Raw genomic sequence first — 14,666 nt, 5'->3', positions numbered from 1 at the left:
TTATTCCGATTCTTTACTGTTAAGTATTTCTTCCTGTTTCTCCGAAATATTTCGATATGAATTTTCCACCATTACAATACCATCATCGACAACCACCCCGATAGCCAGAGCGATACCCGTTAATGACATAATATTGGAAGATATACCGAAAGCCTCAAGTAAAATAAACCCAACCGCTACGGATATTGGAAGCTGTATAAGGATAATTAAAGCACTCCTCCAGTGAAAAAGAAAAATAAGGATCACAAGAGATACAGCTATCATTTCTTCAATTAGCGTTCCTTTAACTGATGCAATTGCTTTTTCTATCAGTTCACTTCTGTCGTAGGACGTTTTGAATGAAACGCCTTCCGGTAAACCTTTTTCGACTTCCTTCATTTTTTCTTTTACAGCATGTATTACTTTGTCGGCATTTTCGCCGTAACGCATTACTACAATTCCGCCAACTACTTCTCCTTTTCCGTTTTCGTCAAAAATTCCCAATCGCAAATCACCACCCATTTGTATCGAGCCAATATCTTTTACATGTACGGGAACTGCATTGTAATTTTTTATGGTAGTATCTTCGACATCTTTAATATTCTTTATATATCCTAAACCTCTTACGATGTAAGACATATTGCTCATTTCGAATTTTCGACCTCCGACATCGTTATTATTTGACTTTACAGCATTCATAACTTCCATCATGCTGACGTTATAATACTGCATTTTGAGCGGATCCAACACCAGTTGGTATTGTTTTTCGAAACCTCCAAAAGAAGCTACTTCGGCTACACCAGGAACTGTTTGCAATGCAAATTTCACGTACCAGTCTTGCAAAGCTCTTTGCTCACCTAAATCCATTCCATTGGCTTCAAAATGATACCAAAAAATATGACCTACTCCTGTACCGTCAGGACCTAACGTTGGGACAACATCTTGTGGAAGTAAGCGCTGGGCATAATTTAATCTTTCCAATACCCGGGTTCTTGCCCAATAGGTATCCACATTATCTTCAAAAATGATATAGACAAAGCTCATCCCAAACATGGAAGCTCCGCGTATATTTTTAACTTTGGGTATCCCCTGAAGATTAGAAACCAAAGGATAGGTTACTTGTGCTTCGATTACCTGCGGACTTCTTCCCATCCATTCCGTAAAAACAATCACTTGATTTTCTGATAAATCAGGGATTGCATCAATAGGATTCTGCTGAACACTGTATATTCCCCAACCAAATAAACCGGCCGCCACAAGCAGTACAATAAATCGGTTTTTCAAGGAAAATGAAATCAATTTTTCGACCATGTTATTTTAGTGTTTGTCAGTTAGGAAGACCTACAAAATCCCTGAAGCTTTGGCAGGCCTTATTTAACTAACTGGATTGATTTACGAGCTATTATTTGACTTCTTCGGTCAGGTCCATGCCGCATTTCGTGCATTTATCCCCTTTTTTACCAGTAACTTCCAGGTGCATTGGACAGGCATACATTTTTGAATCGCTTCCCATTGCTTTATCGTCGTGATCCACCATAGTCGAATCGTGATGCATGGTTTCTGAATTATTAGTTTCTGCCTCTTTGTTTTTTTGGTTGCAGGAAGTCATTACGAACACCATTAATATGGCTGAATAGATTATATTTTTCATATTCTTATTAGATTTAAATTATGTATTAATTTTATTATTAAAAGTACAAATATTATTTGACAATATAATTGGACAATCCCTTGTAATTTAGCCTATTATAGGGTAAGACTAATTAATTGTCTCAAGCGTTTTTCCACAGCTTAACATCATGGAACCATAATAAGGATTTCGGACTGCTTTTTCTTTACTTAACCAATTTGCCCCTTTGCCATCATTAGCCATAGGACAAAACTGAAAGTAAACCGGTACTTCGTATTTTGCTGCTTTAATTAATGTATAGATGTCTTTTGATAAAGTAGTAAATTGGTCACGTTGGTGCTTGATGTCTTTAGTATTAGTAATGTGCTCTGCATCTTCTTTAATTTGATTTACAACTTTCATCCAAACCATGTGAACATCCATTTCCAATTTGTCCATTTTCACATTATTGATGGCTGCTAATAGTCCCTTTGAAGCTGTTGCCGTAGCGTTACCATCTGAAGTAATTAAGGCATCCTTTACCAAAAAGTAATTATCAATAACCAACTTAAGTTGATTTTCATTTTGATTTTCAACTACTGAAGGTTCATTATGATTATTCTGAGCTGAATGGTCTTCATTGGATGCCATAGCATTAGTGGTTTCTTTTACGGGAACTTTAGCAACCCTGTCGTATTGACAACAGCCATGAAGGTTATTGTAAACATCATCAGGGGCAAGGAATTTATCACTATCGTACCCAGCTAATGCAATTTTCTTTAGTATTTCATCTTGATTTGTTTTTTTGGCATCATAGGTTACTATTGCCATTTTCGTATCCTGGTCCCAATCTACTTTTGCCACTTTACTCAAACTGCCTGCTTTTTCGATAGTCGCCTCACACATACCACAGTTACCAGATATCTTAACTGTTTCTGTTTTAGCATTTTTTATTTGCGCATTGATTGTAATTGATAGCAATACAAAAGTTGCTATCATTATTTTTTTAAATGAATTTTTCATCTTTAAATAATGTTTGTAATCAAAGAATTCTCTGATTAATTGATAAAATAAAATTGGGTAAATAAACAGCTAGGGAATACAAATACGTTTAACCACACCTAAAAAGGTATAGAAAATCATTCATTAAACTGTTTGAAAATTATAGCTTATAGCTATGGATTTGACACACTAATGGCTGTCAAAAAAGAGATTTAGCTTATTTTAGGTATAAGCCATAAAGAATGGAAGCCAGATGAAATATTGACTTCATTGTGAAAAAATCGTTGTTTTTTATCATTTACAACACAAAGGTTGCTTTTGATTTCAATTTCGTTGAACGCAATTAGATTAAAATGTGAACTGGAAGCGGATGTGCAATTTGAATTACCACATTTACCACCGCATTCCTTTTCAGAGTGATTATCTTTATCGCAGCATGAATTTTTCTCAGTTTTAGTTTCTGATTTTTCTTTGCTACAGCAGGATTTTTCTTTTTTTACGTTTTCTTTACCACATGCAAATGCTTCGCTGGGCATTAAAAAAATGCCTAATACAAAGATTAAAACCAAGTGAAACTTTTTCATTTGCGCTGAATAACAAAAACAAATTTATACAATTTAAATCAATTTGTATTAAATAATTGTAAAAAAGCTCATGCTGGTTTATAATCCAAGTTGAGTATTCTCATTAATTTAATAATCCTTACTATTGTTTTAAGTTTAATCATTAACACTTCATTTTCATAAAAAAGCCGTATTACATTCCTGCAACACGGCTTTCCCTTCAACCCAAATCAAAAACTATTTCTTTGCTTTAGCTTTTACAACTCTGCCTCCTTTGACATATCGGTAACCCTTTTTCAGAGTTCCGTCTCTTTTTACTCCCTCACGTTTAATTACCCCGCTACAAAGTTTTTTAGCTGAGATTCTTTTTTTTCCTTTTGATTTTCCTTTTTTTGTCTCCATGATTTCTGATTTTAAGTTATTTTACTTTAAATGATAATTTCTTTTTTTTAGGCTTGTTCACTACTTTTTTGTAGTACATCGAGTATTTTAAAGTAAGGTCATTACCTCTGTTTTTCTCAAGTGTAGCAAACCGCTGTTTCGGGTCGGGATGCGAGGAGCAATGAATTACTGAAGTCGGATTATGAGCCATTTTATTACCTCCGTACATTGCACCATTTTCCTTTACTTGAGAGATAAAACACCAAATGATTTTAGGGTATTTGGTGCGCAAGTAATTAAGTTGGTCGGCTGTGATTTTCAAATCTGTAACCGAATCCGCAATAATGACTTTAACCACTTTACAAAATCCTTGTAATTCTTCAAAAGGATTTTCTAAATAGCCTTTTATGGCTATGTATTTTCTCCCATCTTCAGTAGTATTTCTGTTGATACTATCTACAGTATCTTTACTCTCAATTCCTCCTTGTTCATAATCGATGTAAGCTACTGGAGTTTGTGCTTCACCAAAAGCATTTGCAATCTGCATGGCCAATTGCGATTTAGAACTGTGCTTATTTCCTTTTATCAGGATTAGAGCTTTATGAGGCTGCTGCTTTTGTAAAAACTTCCCAATTTCTCCGCCCAATACAAACACATCTTTAGCCTCTTGTGGTGCAGAATTAGCCGAAATAAAACCAAGTTTTTCAAGTTCATTAAGACTTTTGTCTTTACTTGGAGTTACTTTTTTTACTCTTTCTGGAGCAATTCTACTTTTCTCTATTTTTTCTGTTGGTGCAACATCAATACTTACTCCCAATGAGGCAGAAAGCCCTACTTTTTTGCCTTTGACAACTTTCGCTTTTACCTTTTTCTTTCCTGGTCTTTTCGATGCAACTTTCTTAATCTCTTCTTTAAGTATTTCTACTTCTTCGTTTTCCGTATTTCTACCTAAAATATAATTGACTGCTTTTTGAGATTGAGCTGAAGCTTTCAAGAAAAAGCGGTTGTCATTTTCTAATTCGCTCACCAAAACAGTATTCCAATTTTTAAGATACTTAGCCGAGTTCTCTTTAGTTTGAAATAATATTCCTGCCTCCGAACACATAAAGACCGCTCCGAGTTCCGCAATGAGTTCCTCAAAAGCATAAGGCTTACTGCCAAATGTTCCCGTCATATCTCTATTGAGTCGCTTTTTTGCTCCTGTTGAGTGAGTTAGTTCGTGAAAAAAAGTACAGTAATACGAAGCTTCTTTTTTGAAAGCCTTGATATTGGGCATGTTGAGTTTATCCGTTGAAGGTTGATAATAGGCTCTATCCCCAACAAAAGTATATGTAGGTGGGTCTTTATAGCCGTCAATAAGACTTTGTGCCTGTTCAATCGGATTCACATTTTTATTACCTGTCGGTTCAGGAAACTTCAAACCGGTGCAATCGTCAGCTTTGAAAACATTGTAATACTTAATTACAGGAATTTTAGTAAGATGTTCTCTTAAATCTTCCTTGGTTAAACCATTGGATTTTACAAATTCGGTGAACTTTTCCCTGTCGGTAGTTTTGAATTGCAAAACACCACTATCAAAACTGAAAATCATTGTATAATAAATCACTCGCCTTGCTTTACTGTCTTTCTTTAGACTTGCACCTGTCTCTTTAATCTGATTGAACGTTAAATAATACGGATGTATAAATTTTATCGGCACTAAATAACCTTTGCCATCTTTATCAAATTTTATATCGAAATTCAAAAGGAAGTTTGCTCCGGTATATTCTTTCTTACTTACATAATTTTTGGCTGCTCCATCAGCACCTGAGCCCACCCAATCTTTTTGCCAAGGCAAATGCCCAACTTTCTCAATCGTATTGATTATCAAATCTGTGATGTAGCTGTAAATATCATCAGGAGAAACACCATTAAGTCCGCCTTCAGTATCTTCTTCGGATATGTATTCCAATGTTGGAAGAATGATTCTTTGCTCAGCTCCACTAAGTCCAGTAGGTTCAACAAAATCGATTATCTCAATAGTAAAAAGCATATCATTGTTTTGCTTCAAAACTTTACTAATGCGATTTGTAATAGACGAATGCTTTTGCTTTCTAGCTCTTGTCAAGAGGAATTTTAAAACGGAACGTTTTACTGTCTTACCGTTAAGATTATTAAATGAAGTTATTAAATCCATGCTTACTTTATTATTGAATACTCTTTCCCTAAAACACCCAAAATGGTTTCAGTCTGAATGTCTTTTATACTTTTAATCTGTAAAAGGTTTTGCCAATTGGAAATATTCTCCAGTATTGGAATTTCTACAATCAGATCCTTTAGTACATGTTTTCCTTTAGCAGGAATGGATAAAAAGGATTTATTAACTGTGATTGTTGCAATTCGCTTGGCGGTTTTATCTTTGAGGATAATTCGCTTAACAGTGGCAACAACTCCATCAGGGCTAAAATTATCGCTTGTTGGATTGTAGATTGTAACATCCAAATTAAAGCGCATCCGTTTGAAATTGATATCGAAATTTCTAATTCCAGTAGGTAATGCTTTTAATTTTTTCATTGTTTCTTTCCATTTATTGAGTTTACTTGTGTACCATAATACTACAAAGCCTAATAAAGCTCCTGTGATTACGATATGTTTTGCTCTTATGCCCATACGCTTGTTTTTTTCCTGATTAGGATTACTATTTTAAACCCAATGTAGAATAAAGCCAAAATCCCTAATCCCATTAAAAACTTTTCCAATTTTGAGAGTGGCTTTTCCACTAAAACAGGAATCTTTTTAACTTGAATAATCGTCTTTATTTTTTCATTCTTTACCGCCGTGTTTTCGCTTTGAGTTTGGGCAATCCGGGCATAAAACTCCAACTGTTTTTTAAGCTTGTCGTAAATAAGTTTATAGCCGTTATCTCCTGAATTTTTGGAAGTGTTTAGCTTGGATAATATTTCATCTACCTTGGTATTAACTAAACTATCAAAAACTGCATTTCCTGTTTGACTTTGCGTTATTTGGGTAATCAGTTTATCATCAATTGCTTGATTAACAACTGTACTTTTGATACTATCCCTTTTCTGAATTTCACTTTTAAGCAGAGTGTTTTCCTGTTTCAGTTTTTTAGCTGAAGAACAACCAGTAAAAAGCATACTGGAAATAATAATTAGGACGATATATTGGATTAACTTTTTCATGATTTTGATTTTTTTAAGTAGATTTTTATAACAAAGAGTAGTAGTTCAGAAACCTCTATTACCTGAAACAAATTGATTTCATAATACACACTCAAAGCTCCAATAATTCTGTTAAAGGTTTTTCTTTTCATTTCCCTTGTTATTCAAACAGCCGGCACATCGTTTTTGATATTCCTGTAATTGCTCTTTAAGGTTTCCAATTTCAATGGTGTTTTCATCGATAATCCGCTGCATTTCCTCAAATTTCTTATCTGTTACGATTGACATTTTTGTGTAAATCGAATCAATAGCTTCCAATGCAGAAGCTTCCGTTTTCTTTAGTTCGGAGTTCCTTGACCTCCAAGCAATGTATATTGAAATCAGGGTGGTCGAACCCAAGAAATAGTTTAGTATGGTTTCTATCGGTAACATATTTTATCCTTTATTTAGTTTTAGAACCAAAATCGAGCACCCTAGTAAAAGGGTTGTAGTAGCTATAAATAGATTTATTCTTCGCTTTGACCGGTTTCGGACTCGCTTTTTTTTTTAATATTCCAAGTGTATCAATGCCCGTGTAATAATTAAGTTGCTTGACTCTTTCGGAAAAATTGGTAAGCCCTCCGTTAATTTTTTTGGTAATTGATGTGATATTATTGGTGTCGGCGATTGGATTAAGTTTGTATCTCACACTCCAAAACCAACCTGCAATATCAATGGCTATATCGGGGCGTGAAGCTAAATCAGGATTGGTAATTACATCTACACCTGAATAATCCTTGTAGGCCTGATAGTTTACTCTGCCTGTGAGTTGGATTAATCCACGTCCTCTAAAACGCCAACCATCACCAACTTGCGTATTCCCTAAATTTACTTTTCCCCACTTTCCACCATACACAATATTAGCGATGGCTTCCTGATTAGCTTTGCGTTTAGCAGTCCTTCCGTACAGATTAGCTTGAGTAACCGAAATCTGATTCGTTCCAAAAGTTTCAATCAGTCCAGCAGGAGTGTAATTCAAGTTTTCAGAAAGCTTAATGAATCCTCCTGATTCCTCGTGAAGTTGCGCCAAAAAATGCGCAACTCGCTTAGGAGTATTGATGGCATACTTTTTAAAAACTTTTAAAAAGGGTGTACTATTTGATAATAAAAATTCCATTACAACTGTACTTTTTTAGGTTCAACATTGGGCTTTTCATTTGATTTGGATTCTATTTTGGGTTTAGTTTCATCACTCATTGAAGCGATAATGATTGCGCCCAATACGCCTAAACCAATCCATACTCCTGTACTTGCATTCATTACCTCCAGTCTTTAAGTCTGATTTGTTTTATTCCTTTTTGTGTAAAAAGAGCATTCTCAGTATTTCTTCCAAAATCACCATCCACCTTGACTTTTAATAAAGCTTGTAGTGTTCTTACTTCCATGCCTTTACTACCTTTTTTAAGAAGTATAGTCTTGTCGATTCCTGAAGTTTCAGTAACCGCTTGGATAGTTGACAAAATCTTTCCAACAGGTTTTATTACGCTGTGGTCAGGAATCCAATAAATATCATTCATAAACGCTCCATTTCTTTGAGCTACATAGCGATACGTGCCATCAGGTCTTTTACCGACCCAAATGATTTTACCGATTTTATCCCCTTTTTTGAAAGTAGCCTTTCTGATTCCCTCACTAGTGTAATTCCCGTCTGCCATTTTCCGGGCATCGTAGGTCTTTGTTCCATTAAAACCTGAAGCCATCACTTCCTGACCGAGACTATATCTAAACGTATCAGCGCTTCTAACCGGTGGTTCTGAAACCGTTTTAACAGAAACAATTGGAGCGGTTGCCATTGATGGTGTTCGTATAGGTTTCGGAGTCGCTACAGGCAAGGTTTCATTGCTTAAATCCGCTTCGACTTCTTGACTGATTTCATTATCATTCTTGTTTTTTTGAACGAAATAATAAATGCCACCACCTATTGCAAGAGCTATACCGCCACCAATCCATATTTTATCTTCTGTGGTCATTTTATAAGTATTTTGGATAATTTGATTTCAATAATTTATAATCACTGTCGCTTAATTCCTCTTTGAGCCAAACCTTCAAAGGATGTTTTACAGGAGTTTGCCATAAGGCGAAATAGGTGTTACCTGTAAGAGTATTATAATACCTGCTACCAAAGGCTTTAATCACCCATGAAAATTGTGATTGGCTTACTCCAGTGAGCGTGGTAAAAATGGTTTTGCGTTTCTCTGTATTTGTAAAGTTGGCTTCCTTCATCGCATCATAAAGCACGGTGGCTATTTCTTTAGCATTAAAGCTGTCTTCTACGGTTCCTTGATTCAGATAAGCATTTCCATTTTTATCTTTATTTGCCTGTGCTATGGCAAAAAGCAGTATTCCTAATCCCGCTACACTAATCGAGATAGGCAGTAATTTTGAACTGTCCATGGTTAAAAAAAGTTGGGGATTAAAAAGCGTAATTCCATCAGTTCGTTTTGACTGAACTGGTCACCAAACCATTCTATCAAAGTCATTTTTTTGGATAGGGGGTTGATTCCTTTTCTAAGCCCAAATGCATTATGGATTCTCACAAATCCATTAGGATTAACTCCCATAAGATTTTGCTTTACTGATTTAAAACCGTTTCCAACCCCATACATTGCACTGTAAATCGCTTCGGCTTTATTCTTTGCCATTCCTGTTGAGATATTACTCGGTCTATCTCTTTTGTTCTCTTTCAGAGGTGAAAAACCGTTAAAAATCTTCTTGTAGGCAAAGTAACCTACACCCAAAAAAAGTCCCATTTTCAAAACCCCTTTAACTATAGAGACTGTGGCATTTACTCCTGCACTTGTATTCTCAAGGGTTGTTGCAATCACTTTTTGTCCCTGTGGGGATGAAGCTACTGCTGTAAGTACTGCGGGATTATGTAAACCTTGTCTTTTCATATTCATTTCTTGGCTGTAGTATTGCTCCCAATTTCATTTTTAGCATTTTAAAGAGTTGCCCCAGTTGTTGGGGCATTTTACACTTCTCGATTCATCTTTACTCTCTTAAAAAGGGCAATGCCTACACCTATGCTTTATCATTGTTTCGCCCGTCTGCAAATGGAGCATACAGGACGGGCTACTCCAACTTTCTACATTATGAACTCTTTGATAGTTTGCCAACTCTGGGCATCGGTAACCATTGCAATGGCTTTTTTGGATTTCTTCAGCTCCACCAGTTTTTCCAAAACCTCGTTATCCAAATCGGATAATTCCTGAATCAGCTTTGTTTTTTTCTGAACCTTGAAAGGGTTGGTTTCCTTTGTTTTTATGTTTATTATACTCATACTAACATTTGATGTTTTTGTAATAGCCCGAATAATTCCTGAGAGAAAATGTTGTTTTCAGATTTCTCGTTGATTTTCTGATAAATGACTGAAAGAAGAGTAATAGTATCATTGTCAAGGGTTCTGATAATTTCCAAAAATGCCTTTTTAACATCCGAGTAATTCTCATCTTCCAAATCTTCAGGAGAAGCCATTGACAAACCACCACTTTCAACAGGTACATTAAACCCTAAACCCTTTAAGATGAGTGGAGCTTGTTTTACTACTCCTAAAAGCATATTGTTCAGACTATCGTTACTCTCTTTGGTATATTTTCTTTGTAATTTCTCCTCTGTGAGCTCTTCATTTTTAGCTTTAAGTTCCCGATTGTATTTTTCAGATTCTTCCAATTTTCTAGCCAGTTCATCACGATCACGAGCTTGTAATTTCAAGTCGAAGATGTCAGCAATTCCCAAACCCATCAGACCGGCACTCTTTTTCTTTTTCTTCTTCTTTTTTGAAGTTTGTTTTGGTTCGTCCTCAGTGTCTTTTGATTTAGACTGAACCTCGCCAAAAGTTACATCAAAAGGGTCTCCTTCAATTTTGAAAGCGTTTACTCCATTTTTACGCTTCTCCTGAATAGTGAGTTTGGTAAAACCGTCACTGTAGAGTTTTTCAAAGAATTCTTCACTTGTGCCATAATCATTTTTTAACTGTTCATGGGTCATGTTACGAAAAATAGGCTTTGAGGTAGTCCTGTCGTAAACCGTAACAGCGCAAAATTTATCGCTTGCCAGTTTATCCATCAAATCATCTAATTGCTCCATTTTAAATTAGTTTTTTGTAGATAAGTAAAATCCTGTTTCGTTCATTTCCGCTAGCGCTTCGCTTTATCAATATTGGGTCACTAGTCACCTCGCTTGCTATATAATTGACCTCTAATTTTACCTTTGAAAAAGTGCCATCAGGAGGAATTAAAATCTGCTTCTGTGTTGGGTAAATAGTAATACCGTTGATAATTGCAATTGTAGTTCCTGTATTTACAACCAAAAGGCAGGTAACTCCCTCTAAAATGGGAATTTGCTCTTCTCTAAACTCTCTTGTTATAAAAGCAGATTCTACAAACATGCTATACTTTTTTAATGTTATTGTTATATAAAAACACTACATGAAATTTCAATGGGACATTACCAGTTAGAGGTTCGTCCAAAGCGAAAATGAGTGAATAATCCTTATTACCTGTGTCGAAATTCAAAGGCTTAAAACTCTTTTCGTATTCGCCACCGTTTGATTGTCTCCAGTTATCAATGTGAACCGAAGGGATGATAGCAATACTGTTATCGTCTTTCATTTCAATGGATGCCATTGCACTGATGCTTTTTTCTACACCGTTGGTGTACACAGCTACTCCTGTCGTAAATCCGATTGGAAGTTTAAAGTTCTCTGAAGTATTACTTTCTCCTGGTCTTATGGTTGCCTTTACTACATGTTGAATTTGTCGCATACTTTTAAAGATTTAAAAAGCCGTAGCCGTTATGACTTCGGCTTTTATTTGTTCTTTTACTTTTTAGCTTCAGTTACTCTAAATTCCAATCTGAGAAACATTGGCATTCCTTCTTTTATTGGAACGGTAACCCCTTTTGGGAATTCCAATTCCAATTTAAACTCCTCTTTAGCTCTTAAAAGTGGAGTTGTCGCAATGGGACGGTAATCCTCATTTTTAAAATTTTGAATATCAGTAAGCGGTAAATCAATGAGCATATCATTAGTCTGAATCAGCCTCAAATCAGCATTCTGTAATTCTGCTGGAAGTGTATCTCTACTTTGCCAATCGGCACTTTCAATTCTTTGTCCTTTAGTGGTAAACTGCACACGAATTGCATCAATAACCACATCACGACCAGAATTCAAAAGATTACCATCAAAATTGGTAATACCCACTACTTTTTTCGTGTTGGCATCAACGAGTTCATTAATACCACTCATACCATCAACCTTTACATTAAGGTAAAAGGTCTTATCTACTAATTTTGTGGCTTGTGGTCTTGCAACTTGATTGTTTTGACGTTGTCTTGCTCCTAAAACTTTAATTGCCCTTTGCAATTGTGGATTTCTATTTTCCATTTTTCTTTATGAATTTAATTTTACTTCTTGTTGTGGGTTACAAAATGTAGTTTCCGTTTTCGTCGATGTATGCTCCTAAGCCGTCATCTTCATAAGCTCCTAAACCATCATCTTCATAACCACTTAAGCCATCTTCTACATAGTTCCCGTTAACATCAATGTAGCCTCCTAAACCATCTTCGTGATAGTTTCCAGCTTCATCAAAATATCCGTTTAAACCATCTTCTTCGTAACCTCCCAAACCATCTCCTTCATAAGCGTTTAAACCGTTTTCTACATAATTGCCATTGATATCAATGTAACCACCTAAACCATCTTCGTGATAGTTTCCGTAAGCATCGATATAGCCTTGCAATCCATTTACCGCACCTGAAAGACCTGCTGTCTTTTGCATAAATCTTCCGATTGTTGTTTCAGGATTTAGCTTGGAAGCTATTTTTTCAGACGAAAAAATATTCTTCACTAATTCCAGACCGTGGGCAATGGAAACACCAATTGCCGAACCTCTCAAAAGCGAGCTTTTGGTATCGCTTCCGTTTACTTTTACCGCTAAAAATCCGGCACCAACTGCAACTGCTCCATTAACAACACTTTTTACCGTGTTGGAAGATGTCTCGGTCATAGTGCCTGTAAGACCTCTTGAGAGAGCGCCTACAACAACGGCAGAACTGATTGTTATTAACTCTTGTTTCATTTCTATGTTTATTAATTACTTTTTGAACTTGTGGCTAAAAGGATTCCGCCAACCGCTACCGCACCAATGACAATTGGAATAGTATAATTTGGTTTATCCGTTGGAGTTGTCCCGCTCTCGATTTGGGCGGTTTCCTTTTGTGCTTTTACTTCTTCTTTCAAATTCTGCACGGGAATATCTTTGATATTTGAAAGGGTTTCAATCTGCACATCGTTTGGAACTGCCTCGCCAGTTGGTGTGCCTGTAGATAAGGATTCCGCCGGAACTCCTTTTACCTCTGCAATGGTTTCTAATTGCGCTGGTGTAGGAGTTGCATTTGGCATCACTTCAACTGGCTCGGAAGCTTCCATTTGCTGTGGTTCGTTGTAAGCAGGCTGTGGCTGATTGCCTGCAAAGGCATTTTTAATCGTTGGCTTTACAACATTGTTTATCGCAAATTTGCCGACTTTGCTCTTGCCTAATTTTGTAGCTAATTTTATGGCTTTACTGCTTTTAACCTTGGTTAATATCTTGCCGACTTTGCTATCAAGCACTTTGCTTACTATACCGCCTCCAGGAATAATGCTCATAGCCATAGAAGCAATCGGAACTATCTTTTTACCCACTTTAACAGCGTTCTTGATAGACACGTTTTTTAACCTCACGTTCTTTTTAAGCATTTTGCCTATTTTAAGTCCTCGATTCAGACCTGCATTTAAGCCTGTGTGTTCTTCTAATATTAACATATACCTATCTTTTTAAAAGTGTGTGGGGTGCGAATACTCCTTTGATTAATCGATTTCTTTGATTCTTCTTTATCAAAGTGTGTGGTGCTAATGCTCCTTTGATAAGCATTCCTCTTTTGTTCTTTGGAATGAGTAGATGCGGTGCAAATGCCATTTTTGCAACATTTTTGAAATTCAGTTTCTTAAAAAGGCCCCTGTTCAATCCCGCATTCAAGCCTGTGTGTTCTTCTAATATTATCATACTCTCAATTATTAAAATGGAAATCTTCCTCTAGTGGGACTTGTCTTTTTTAATGCTCCTTTAAGTCCTCTTTTGCTACCGTAAACACTATTGCTTTTTACATAGATATTATAGACTCCTCCCTCGCTGTTAGATTTGTGAGCGATTGCAACAGCTCCTAATGATTCTAACATATTCTTTGCTTGTTCAGCACTTCTAGCAAAATCGTATAACTCGTAAGCTTTGGTGCAAGGCTTCTTTGTAACATACCAACCTTTCTTTTTTGGTGCAGGACAATTAAGCCCGATGTGTGGCAATTTCTGATTCATAAAAACATCTTTTTTATCGGTATAATTCGGCTCTTTGTTACTGGCAATTGTCCCGTCAATTATTGAGTGACCTTTTTCTAATTTCCCGCTCTCTTGGTCCGTTGGCACAACCACGTAAACATGTGTGTACTGTCTCGGATTAAAATTGGGCTGTTTGATTTGCCTGATGTAATGCTTAATCCCTAAATTCATTAAAACCGAACTGGCAAAAATCGAATAGCTTTTACAGTCAATTCCCTCTCTACGGTTAAACCAACTGTTTGCAGGACTTCTTAAATTCTGCGTAACCCCGTCAGCTTGATATTGTATGTCATAGTATAGAAAGTAATGGATCTTGTCACACGTCTCTTTTAGGGTCTGACCTTTCAAAATCTGTGATAGCTTGGCAACCTGTTTGTAAAAATTCTCAACCCATACTTTCATCATGGCAACCGAATAAAACGTATCGCCTTTTTTCAGTTTTATCTTTTGGTTTTTGGGCTTCTCGATTAAATGGTTAAACTCGTCACCTTTTTTTATCCTGCGCTTTAGAATTAAGTTGATTTCATCTTTCGTCATTTGCTAATTCTCTAACTTTTACA

General features: G+C 36.1%; 23 protein-coding genes. All 23 read right to left on the bottom strand.

What is annotated here, in order from left to right:
- The 23 genes from ACZ1JT_RS10905 to ACZ1JT_RS10795 all read right to left on the bottom strand — a co-directional run bounded on the left by ACZ1JT_RS10905 (position 1) and on the right by ACZ1JT_RS10795 (position 14,643).
- On the bottom strand, positions 1–1,290 hold the full coding sequence (locus ACZ1JT_RS10905) for an efflux RND transporter permease subunit (RefSeq protein ID WP_465093857.1): 1,290 nt from the start codon (positions 1,288–1,290) through the stop codon (positions 1–3).
- 91 nt (positions 1,291–1,381) lie between these two features.
- Positions 1,382–1,630, bottom strand: coding sequence for a heavy metal-binding domain-containing protein (locus ACZ1JT_RS10900; protein ID WP_465093856.1), 249 nt, complete (start codon positions 1,628–1,630; stop codon positions 1,382–1,384).
- A gap of 108 nt (positions 1,631–1,738) precedes the next feature.
- Positions 1,739–2,611 carry a DUF3347 domain-containing protein gene (locus ACZ1JT_RS10895; protein WP_465093855.1) on the bottom strand — a complete coding sequence of 291 codons (873 nt, stop codon included), beginning with the start codon at positions 2,609–2,611 and terminating at the stop codon, positions 1,739–1,741.
- A 191-nt stretch (positions 2,612–2,802) separates the two neighbouring features.
- Positions 2,803–3,174 carry a hypothetical protein gene (locus tag ACZ1JT_RS10890; protein WP_465093854.1) on the bottom strand — a complete coding sequence of 124 codons (372 nt, stop codon included), beginning with the start codon at positions 3,172–3,174 and terminating at the stop codon, positions 2,803–2,805.
- A 216-nt stretch (positions 3,175–3,390) separates the two neighbouring features.
- The gene (locus ACZ1JT_RS10885) at positions 3,391–3,555 is read right to left on the bottom strand and encodes a hypothetical protein (RefSeq protein ID WP_465093853.1); all 165 of its coding nucleotides are present in this window, start codon (positions 3,553–3,555) and stop codon (positions 3,391–3,393) included.
- 16 nt (positions 3,556–3,571) lie between these two features.
- Positions 3,572–5,710, bottom strand: a complete 2,139-nt coding sequence (locus ACZ1JT_RS10880) for an ArdC family protein (RefSeq protein ID WP_465093852.1) — start codon at positions 5,708–5,710, stop codon at positions 3,572–3,574.
- Between the two features lie 2 nt (positions 5,711–5,712).
- The gene (locus ACZ1JT_RS10875) at positions 5,713–6,183 is read right to left on the bottom strand and encodes a hypothetical protein (protein ID WP_465093851.1); all 471 of its coding nucleotides are present in this window, start codon (positions 6,181–6,183) and stop codon (positions 5,713–5,715) included.
- The gene (locus tag ACZ1JT_RS10870; RefSeq protein ID WP_465093850.1) at positions 6,174–6,716 is read right to left on the bottom strand and encodes a hypothetical protein; all 543 of its coding nucleotides are present in this window, start codon (positions 6,714–6,716) and stop codon (positions 6,174–6,176) included. Before ACZ1JT_RS10870 ends, ACZ1JT_RS10875 begins: the two co-directional genes overlap by 10 nt.
- Before the next feature lie 111 nt (positions 6,717–6,827).
- The gene (locus tag ACZ1JT_RS10865) at positions 6,828–7,127 is read right to left on the bottom strand and encodes a hypothetical protein (protein ID WP_465093849.1); all 300 of its coding nucleotides are present in this window, start codon (positions 7,125–7,127) and stop codon (positions 6,828–6,830) included.
- A gap of 10 nt (positions 7,128–7,137) precedes the next feature.
- On the bottom strand, positions 7,138–7,851 hold the full coding sequence (locus ACZ1JT_RS10860; protein WP_465093848.1) for a glycoside hydrolase family 19 protein: 714 nt from the start codon (positions 7,849–7,851) through the stop codon (positions 7,138–7,140).
- Positions 7,851–7,994 (bottom strand): hypothetical protein, encoded by a 144-nt coding sequence (locus ACZ1JT_RS10855; protein WP_465093847.1) that lies wholly within the window; start codon positions 7,992–7,994, stop codon positions 7,851–7,853. Before ACZ1JT_RS10855 ends, ACZ1JT_RS10860 begins: the two co-directional genes overlap by 1 nt.
- Complete coding sequence (locus ACZ1JT_RS10850) at positions 7,994–8,704, bottom strand: peptidoglycan-binding domain-containing protein (RefSeq protein WP_465093846.1); 711 nt, start codon at positions 8,702–8,704, stop codon at positions 7,994–7,996. Before ACZ1JT_RS10850 ends, ACZ1JT_RS10855 begins: the two co-directional genes overlap by 1 nt.
- A 1-nt stretch (position 8,705) precedes the next feature.
- The gene (locus ACZ1JT_RS10845; RefSeq protein WP_465093845.1) at positions 8,706–9,128 is read right to left on the bottom strand and encodes a hypothetical protein; all 423 of its coding nucleotides are present in this window, start codon (positions 9,126–9,128) and stop codon (positions 8,706–8,708) included.
- Between the two features lie 2 nt (positions 9,129–9,130).
- Entirely contained in the window at positions 9,131–9,628 is a 498-nt protein-coding gene (locus tag ACZ1JT_RS10840) for a hypothetical protein (protein ID WP_465093844.1), read from the bottom strand.
- A 191-nt stretch (positions 9,629–9,819) separates the two neighbouring features.
- The gene (locus ACZ1JT_RS10835; protein WP_465093843.1) at positions 9,820–10,014 is read right to left on the bottom strand and encodes a hypothetical protein; all 195 of its coding nucleotides are present in this window, start codon (positions 10,012–10,014) and stop codon (positions 9,820–9,822) included.
- Positions 10,011–10,820, bottom strand: coding sequence for a hypothetical protein (locus ACZ1JT_RS10830; protein ID WP_465093842.1), 810 nt, complete (start codon positions 10,818–10,820; stop codon positions 10,011–10,013). Before ACZ1JT_RS10830 ends, ACZ1JT_RS10835 begins: the two co-directional genes overlap by 4 nt.
- Before the next feature lies 1 nt (position 10,821).
- On the bottom strand, positions 10,822–11,121 hold the full coding sequence (locus ACZ1JT_RS10825) for a hypothetical protein (protein WP_465093841.1): 300 nt from the start codon (positions 11,119–11,121) through the stop codon (positions 10,822–10,824).
- Between the two features lies 1 nt (position 11,122).
- Positions 11,123–11,497, bottom strand: a complete 375-nt coding sequence (locus ACZ1JT_RS10820) for a hypothetical protein (RefSeq protein WP_465093840.1) — start codon at positions 11,495–11,497, stop codon at positions 11,123–11,125.
- 56 nt (positions 11,498–11,553) lie between these two features.
- Complete coding sequence (locus tag ACZ1JT_RS10815) at positions 11,554–12,117, bottom strand: hypothetical protein (protein WP_465093839.1); 564 nt, start codon at positions 12,115–12,117, stop codon at positions 11,554–11,556.
- A 37-nt stretch (positions 12,118–12,154) separates the two neighbouring features.
- Positions 12,155–12,811, bottom strand: a complete 657-nt coding sequence (locus ACZ1JT_RS10810; protein WP_465093838.1) for a hypothetical protein — start codon at positions 12,809–12,811, stop codon at positions 12,155–12,157.
- Between the two features lie 11 nt (positions 12,812–12,822).
- The gene (locus tag ACZ1JT_RS10805; protein WP_465093837.1) at positions 12,823–13,536 is read right to left on the bottom strand and encodes a hypothetical protein; all 714 of its coding nucleotides are present in this window, start codon (positions 13,534–13,536) and stop codon (positions 12,823–12,825) included.
- Positions 13,537–13,540: 4 nt separating this feature from the next.
- A complete protein-coding gene (locus ACZ1JT_RS10800) occupies positions 13,541–13,777 on the bottom strand; it encodes a hypothetical protein (protein ID WP_465093836.1) in 237 nt (78 codons plus the stop codon).
- A gap of 11 nt (positions 13,778–13,788) precedes the next feature.
- Positions 13,789–14,643, bottom strand: a complete 855-nt coding sequence (locus ACZ1JT_RS10795) for a transglutaminase-like domain-containing protein (protein ID WP_465093835.1) — start codon at positions 14,641–14,643, stop codon at positions 13,789–13,791.
- Positions 14,644–14,666: the final 23 nt, after the last annotated feature.

It is taken from the genome of Flavobacterium sp. IC2-16, assembly GCF_055521455.1.
This window is presented reverse-complemented; position numbering and strand designations above follow the sequence as displayed.

Coding starts and splice junctions, on each gene's coding strand:
- ACZ1JT_RS10905 (WP_465093857.1), bottom strand. CDS start 1,290: ATGGTCGAAAAATTGATTTCATTTTCCTTGAAAAACCGATTTATTGTA.
- ACZ1JT_RS10900 (WP_465093856.1), bottom strand. CDS start 1,630: ATGAAAAATATAATCTATTCAGCCATATTAATGGTGTTCGTAATGACT.
- ACZ1JT_RS10895 (WP_465093855.1), bottom strand. CDS start 2,611: ATGAAAAATTCATTTAAAAAAATAATGATAGCAACTTTTGTATTGCTA.
- ACZ1JT_RS10890 (WP_465093854.1), bottom strand. CDS start 3,174: ATGAAAAAGTTTCACTTGGTTTTAATCTTTGTATTAGGCATTTTTTTA.
- ACZ1JT_RS10885 (WP_465093853.1), bottom strand. CDS start 3,555: ATGGAGACAAAAAAAGGAAAATCAAAAGGAAAAAAAAGAATCTCAGCT.
- ACZ1JT_RS10880 (WP_465093852.1), bottom strand. CDS start 5,710: ATGGATTTAATAACTTCATTTAATAATCTTAACGGTAAGACAGTAAAA.
- ACZ1JT_RS10875 (WP_465093851.1), bottom strand. CDS start 6,183: ATGGGCATAAGAGCAAAACATATCGTAATCACAGGAGCTTTATTAGGC.
- ACZ1JT_RS10870 (WP_465093850.1), bottom strand. CDS start 6,716: ATGAAAAAGTTAATCCAATATATCGTCCTAATTATTATTTCCAGTATG.
- ACZ1JT_RS10865 (WP_465093849.1), bottom strand. CDS start 7,127: ATGTTACCGATAGAAACCATACTAAACTATTTCTTGGGTTCGACCACC.
- ACZ1JT_RS10860 (WP_465093848.1), bottom strand. CDS start 7,851: ATGGAATTTTTATTATCAAATAGTACACCCTTTTTAAAAGTTTTTAAA.
- ACZ1JT_RS10855 (WP_465093847.1), bottom strand. CDS start 7,994: ATGAATGCAAGTACAGGAGTATGGATTGGTTTAGGCGTATTGGGCGCA.
- ACZ1JT_RS10850 (WP_465093846.1), bottom strand. CDS start 8,704: ATGACCACAGAAGATAAAATATGGATTGGTGGCGGTATAGCTCTTGCA.
- ACZ1JT_RS10845 (WP_465093845.1), bottom strand. CDS start 9,128: ATGGACAGTTCAAAATTACTGCCTATCTCGATTAGTGTAGCGGGATTA.
- ACZ1JT_RS10840 (WP_465093844.1), bottom strand. CDS start 9,628: ATGAAAAGACAAGGTTTACATAATCCCGCAGTACTTACAGCAGTAGCT.
- ACZ1JT_RS10835 (WP_465093843.1), bottom strand. CDS start 10,014: ATGAGTATAATAAACATAAAAACAAAGGAAACCAACCCTTTCAAGGTT.
- ACZ1JT_RS10830 (WP_465093842.1), bottom strand. CDS start 10,820: ATGGAGCAATTAGATGATTTGATGGATAAACTGGCAAGCGATAAATTT.
- ACZ1JT_RS10825 (WP_465093841.1), bottom strand. CDS start 11,121: ATGTTTGTAGAATCTGCTTTTATAACAAGAGAGTTTAGAGAAGAGCAA.
- ACZ1JT_RS10820 (WP_465093840.1), bottom strand. CDS start 11,497: ATGCGACAAATTCAACATGTAGTAAAGGCAACCATAAGACCAGGAGAA.
- ACZ1JT_RS10815 (WP_465093839.1), bottom strand. CDS start 12,117: ATGGAAAATAGAAATCCACAATTGCAAAGGGCAATTAAAGTTTTAGGA.
- ACZ1JT_RS10810 (WP_465093838.1), bottom strand. CDS start 12,811: ATGAAACAAGAGTTAATAACAATCAGTTCTGCCGTTGTTGTAGGCGCT.
- ACZ1JT_RS10805 (WP_465093837.1), bottom strand. CDS start 13,536: ATGTTAATATTAGAAGAACACACAGGCTTAAATGCAGGTCTGAATCGA.
- ACZ1JT_RS10800 (WP_465093836.1), bottom strand. CDS start 13,777: ATGATAATATTAGAAGAACACACAGGCTTGAATGCGGGATTGAACAGG.
- ACZ1JT_RS10795 (WP_465093835.1), bottom strand. CDS start 14,643: ATGACGAAAGATGAAATCAACTTAATTCTAAAGCGCAGGATAAAAAAA.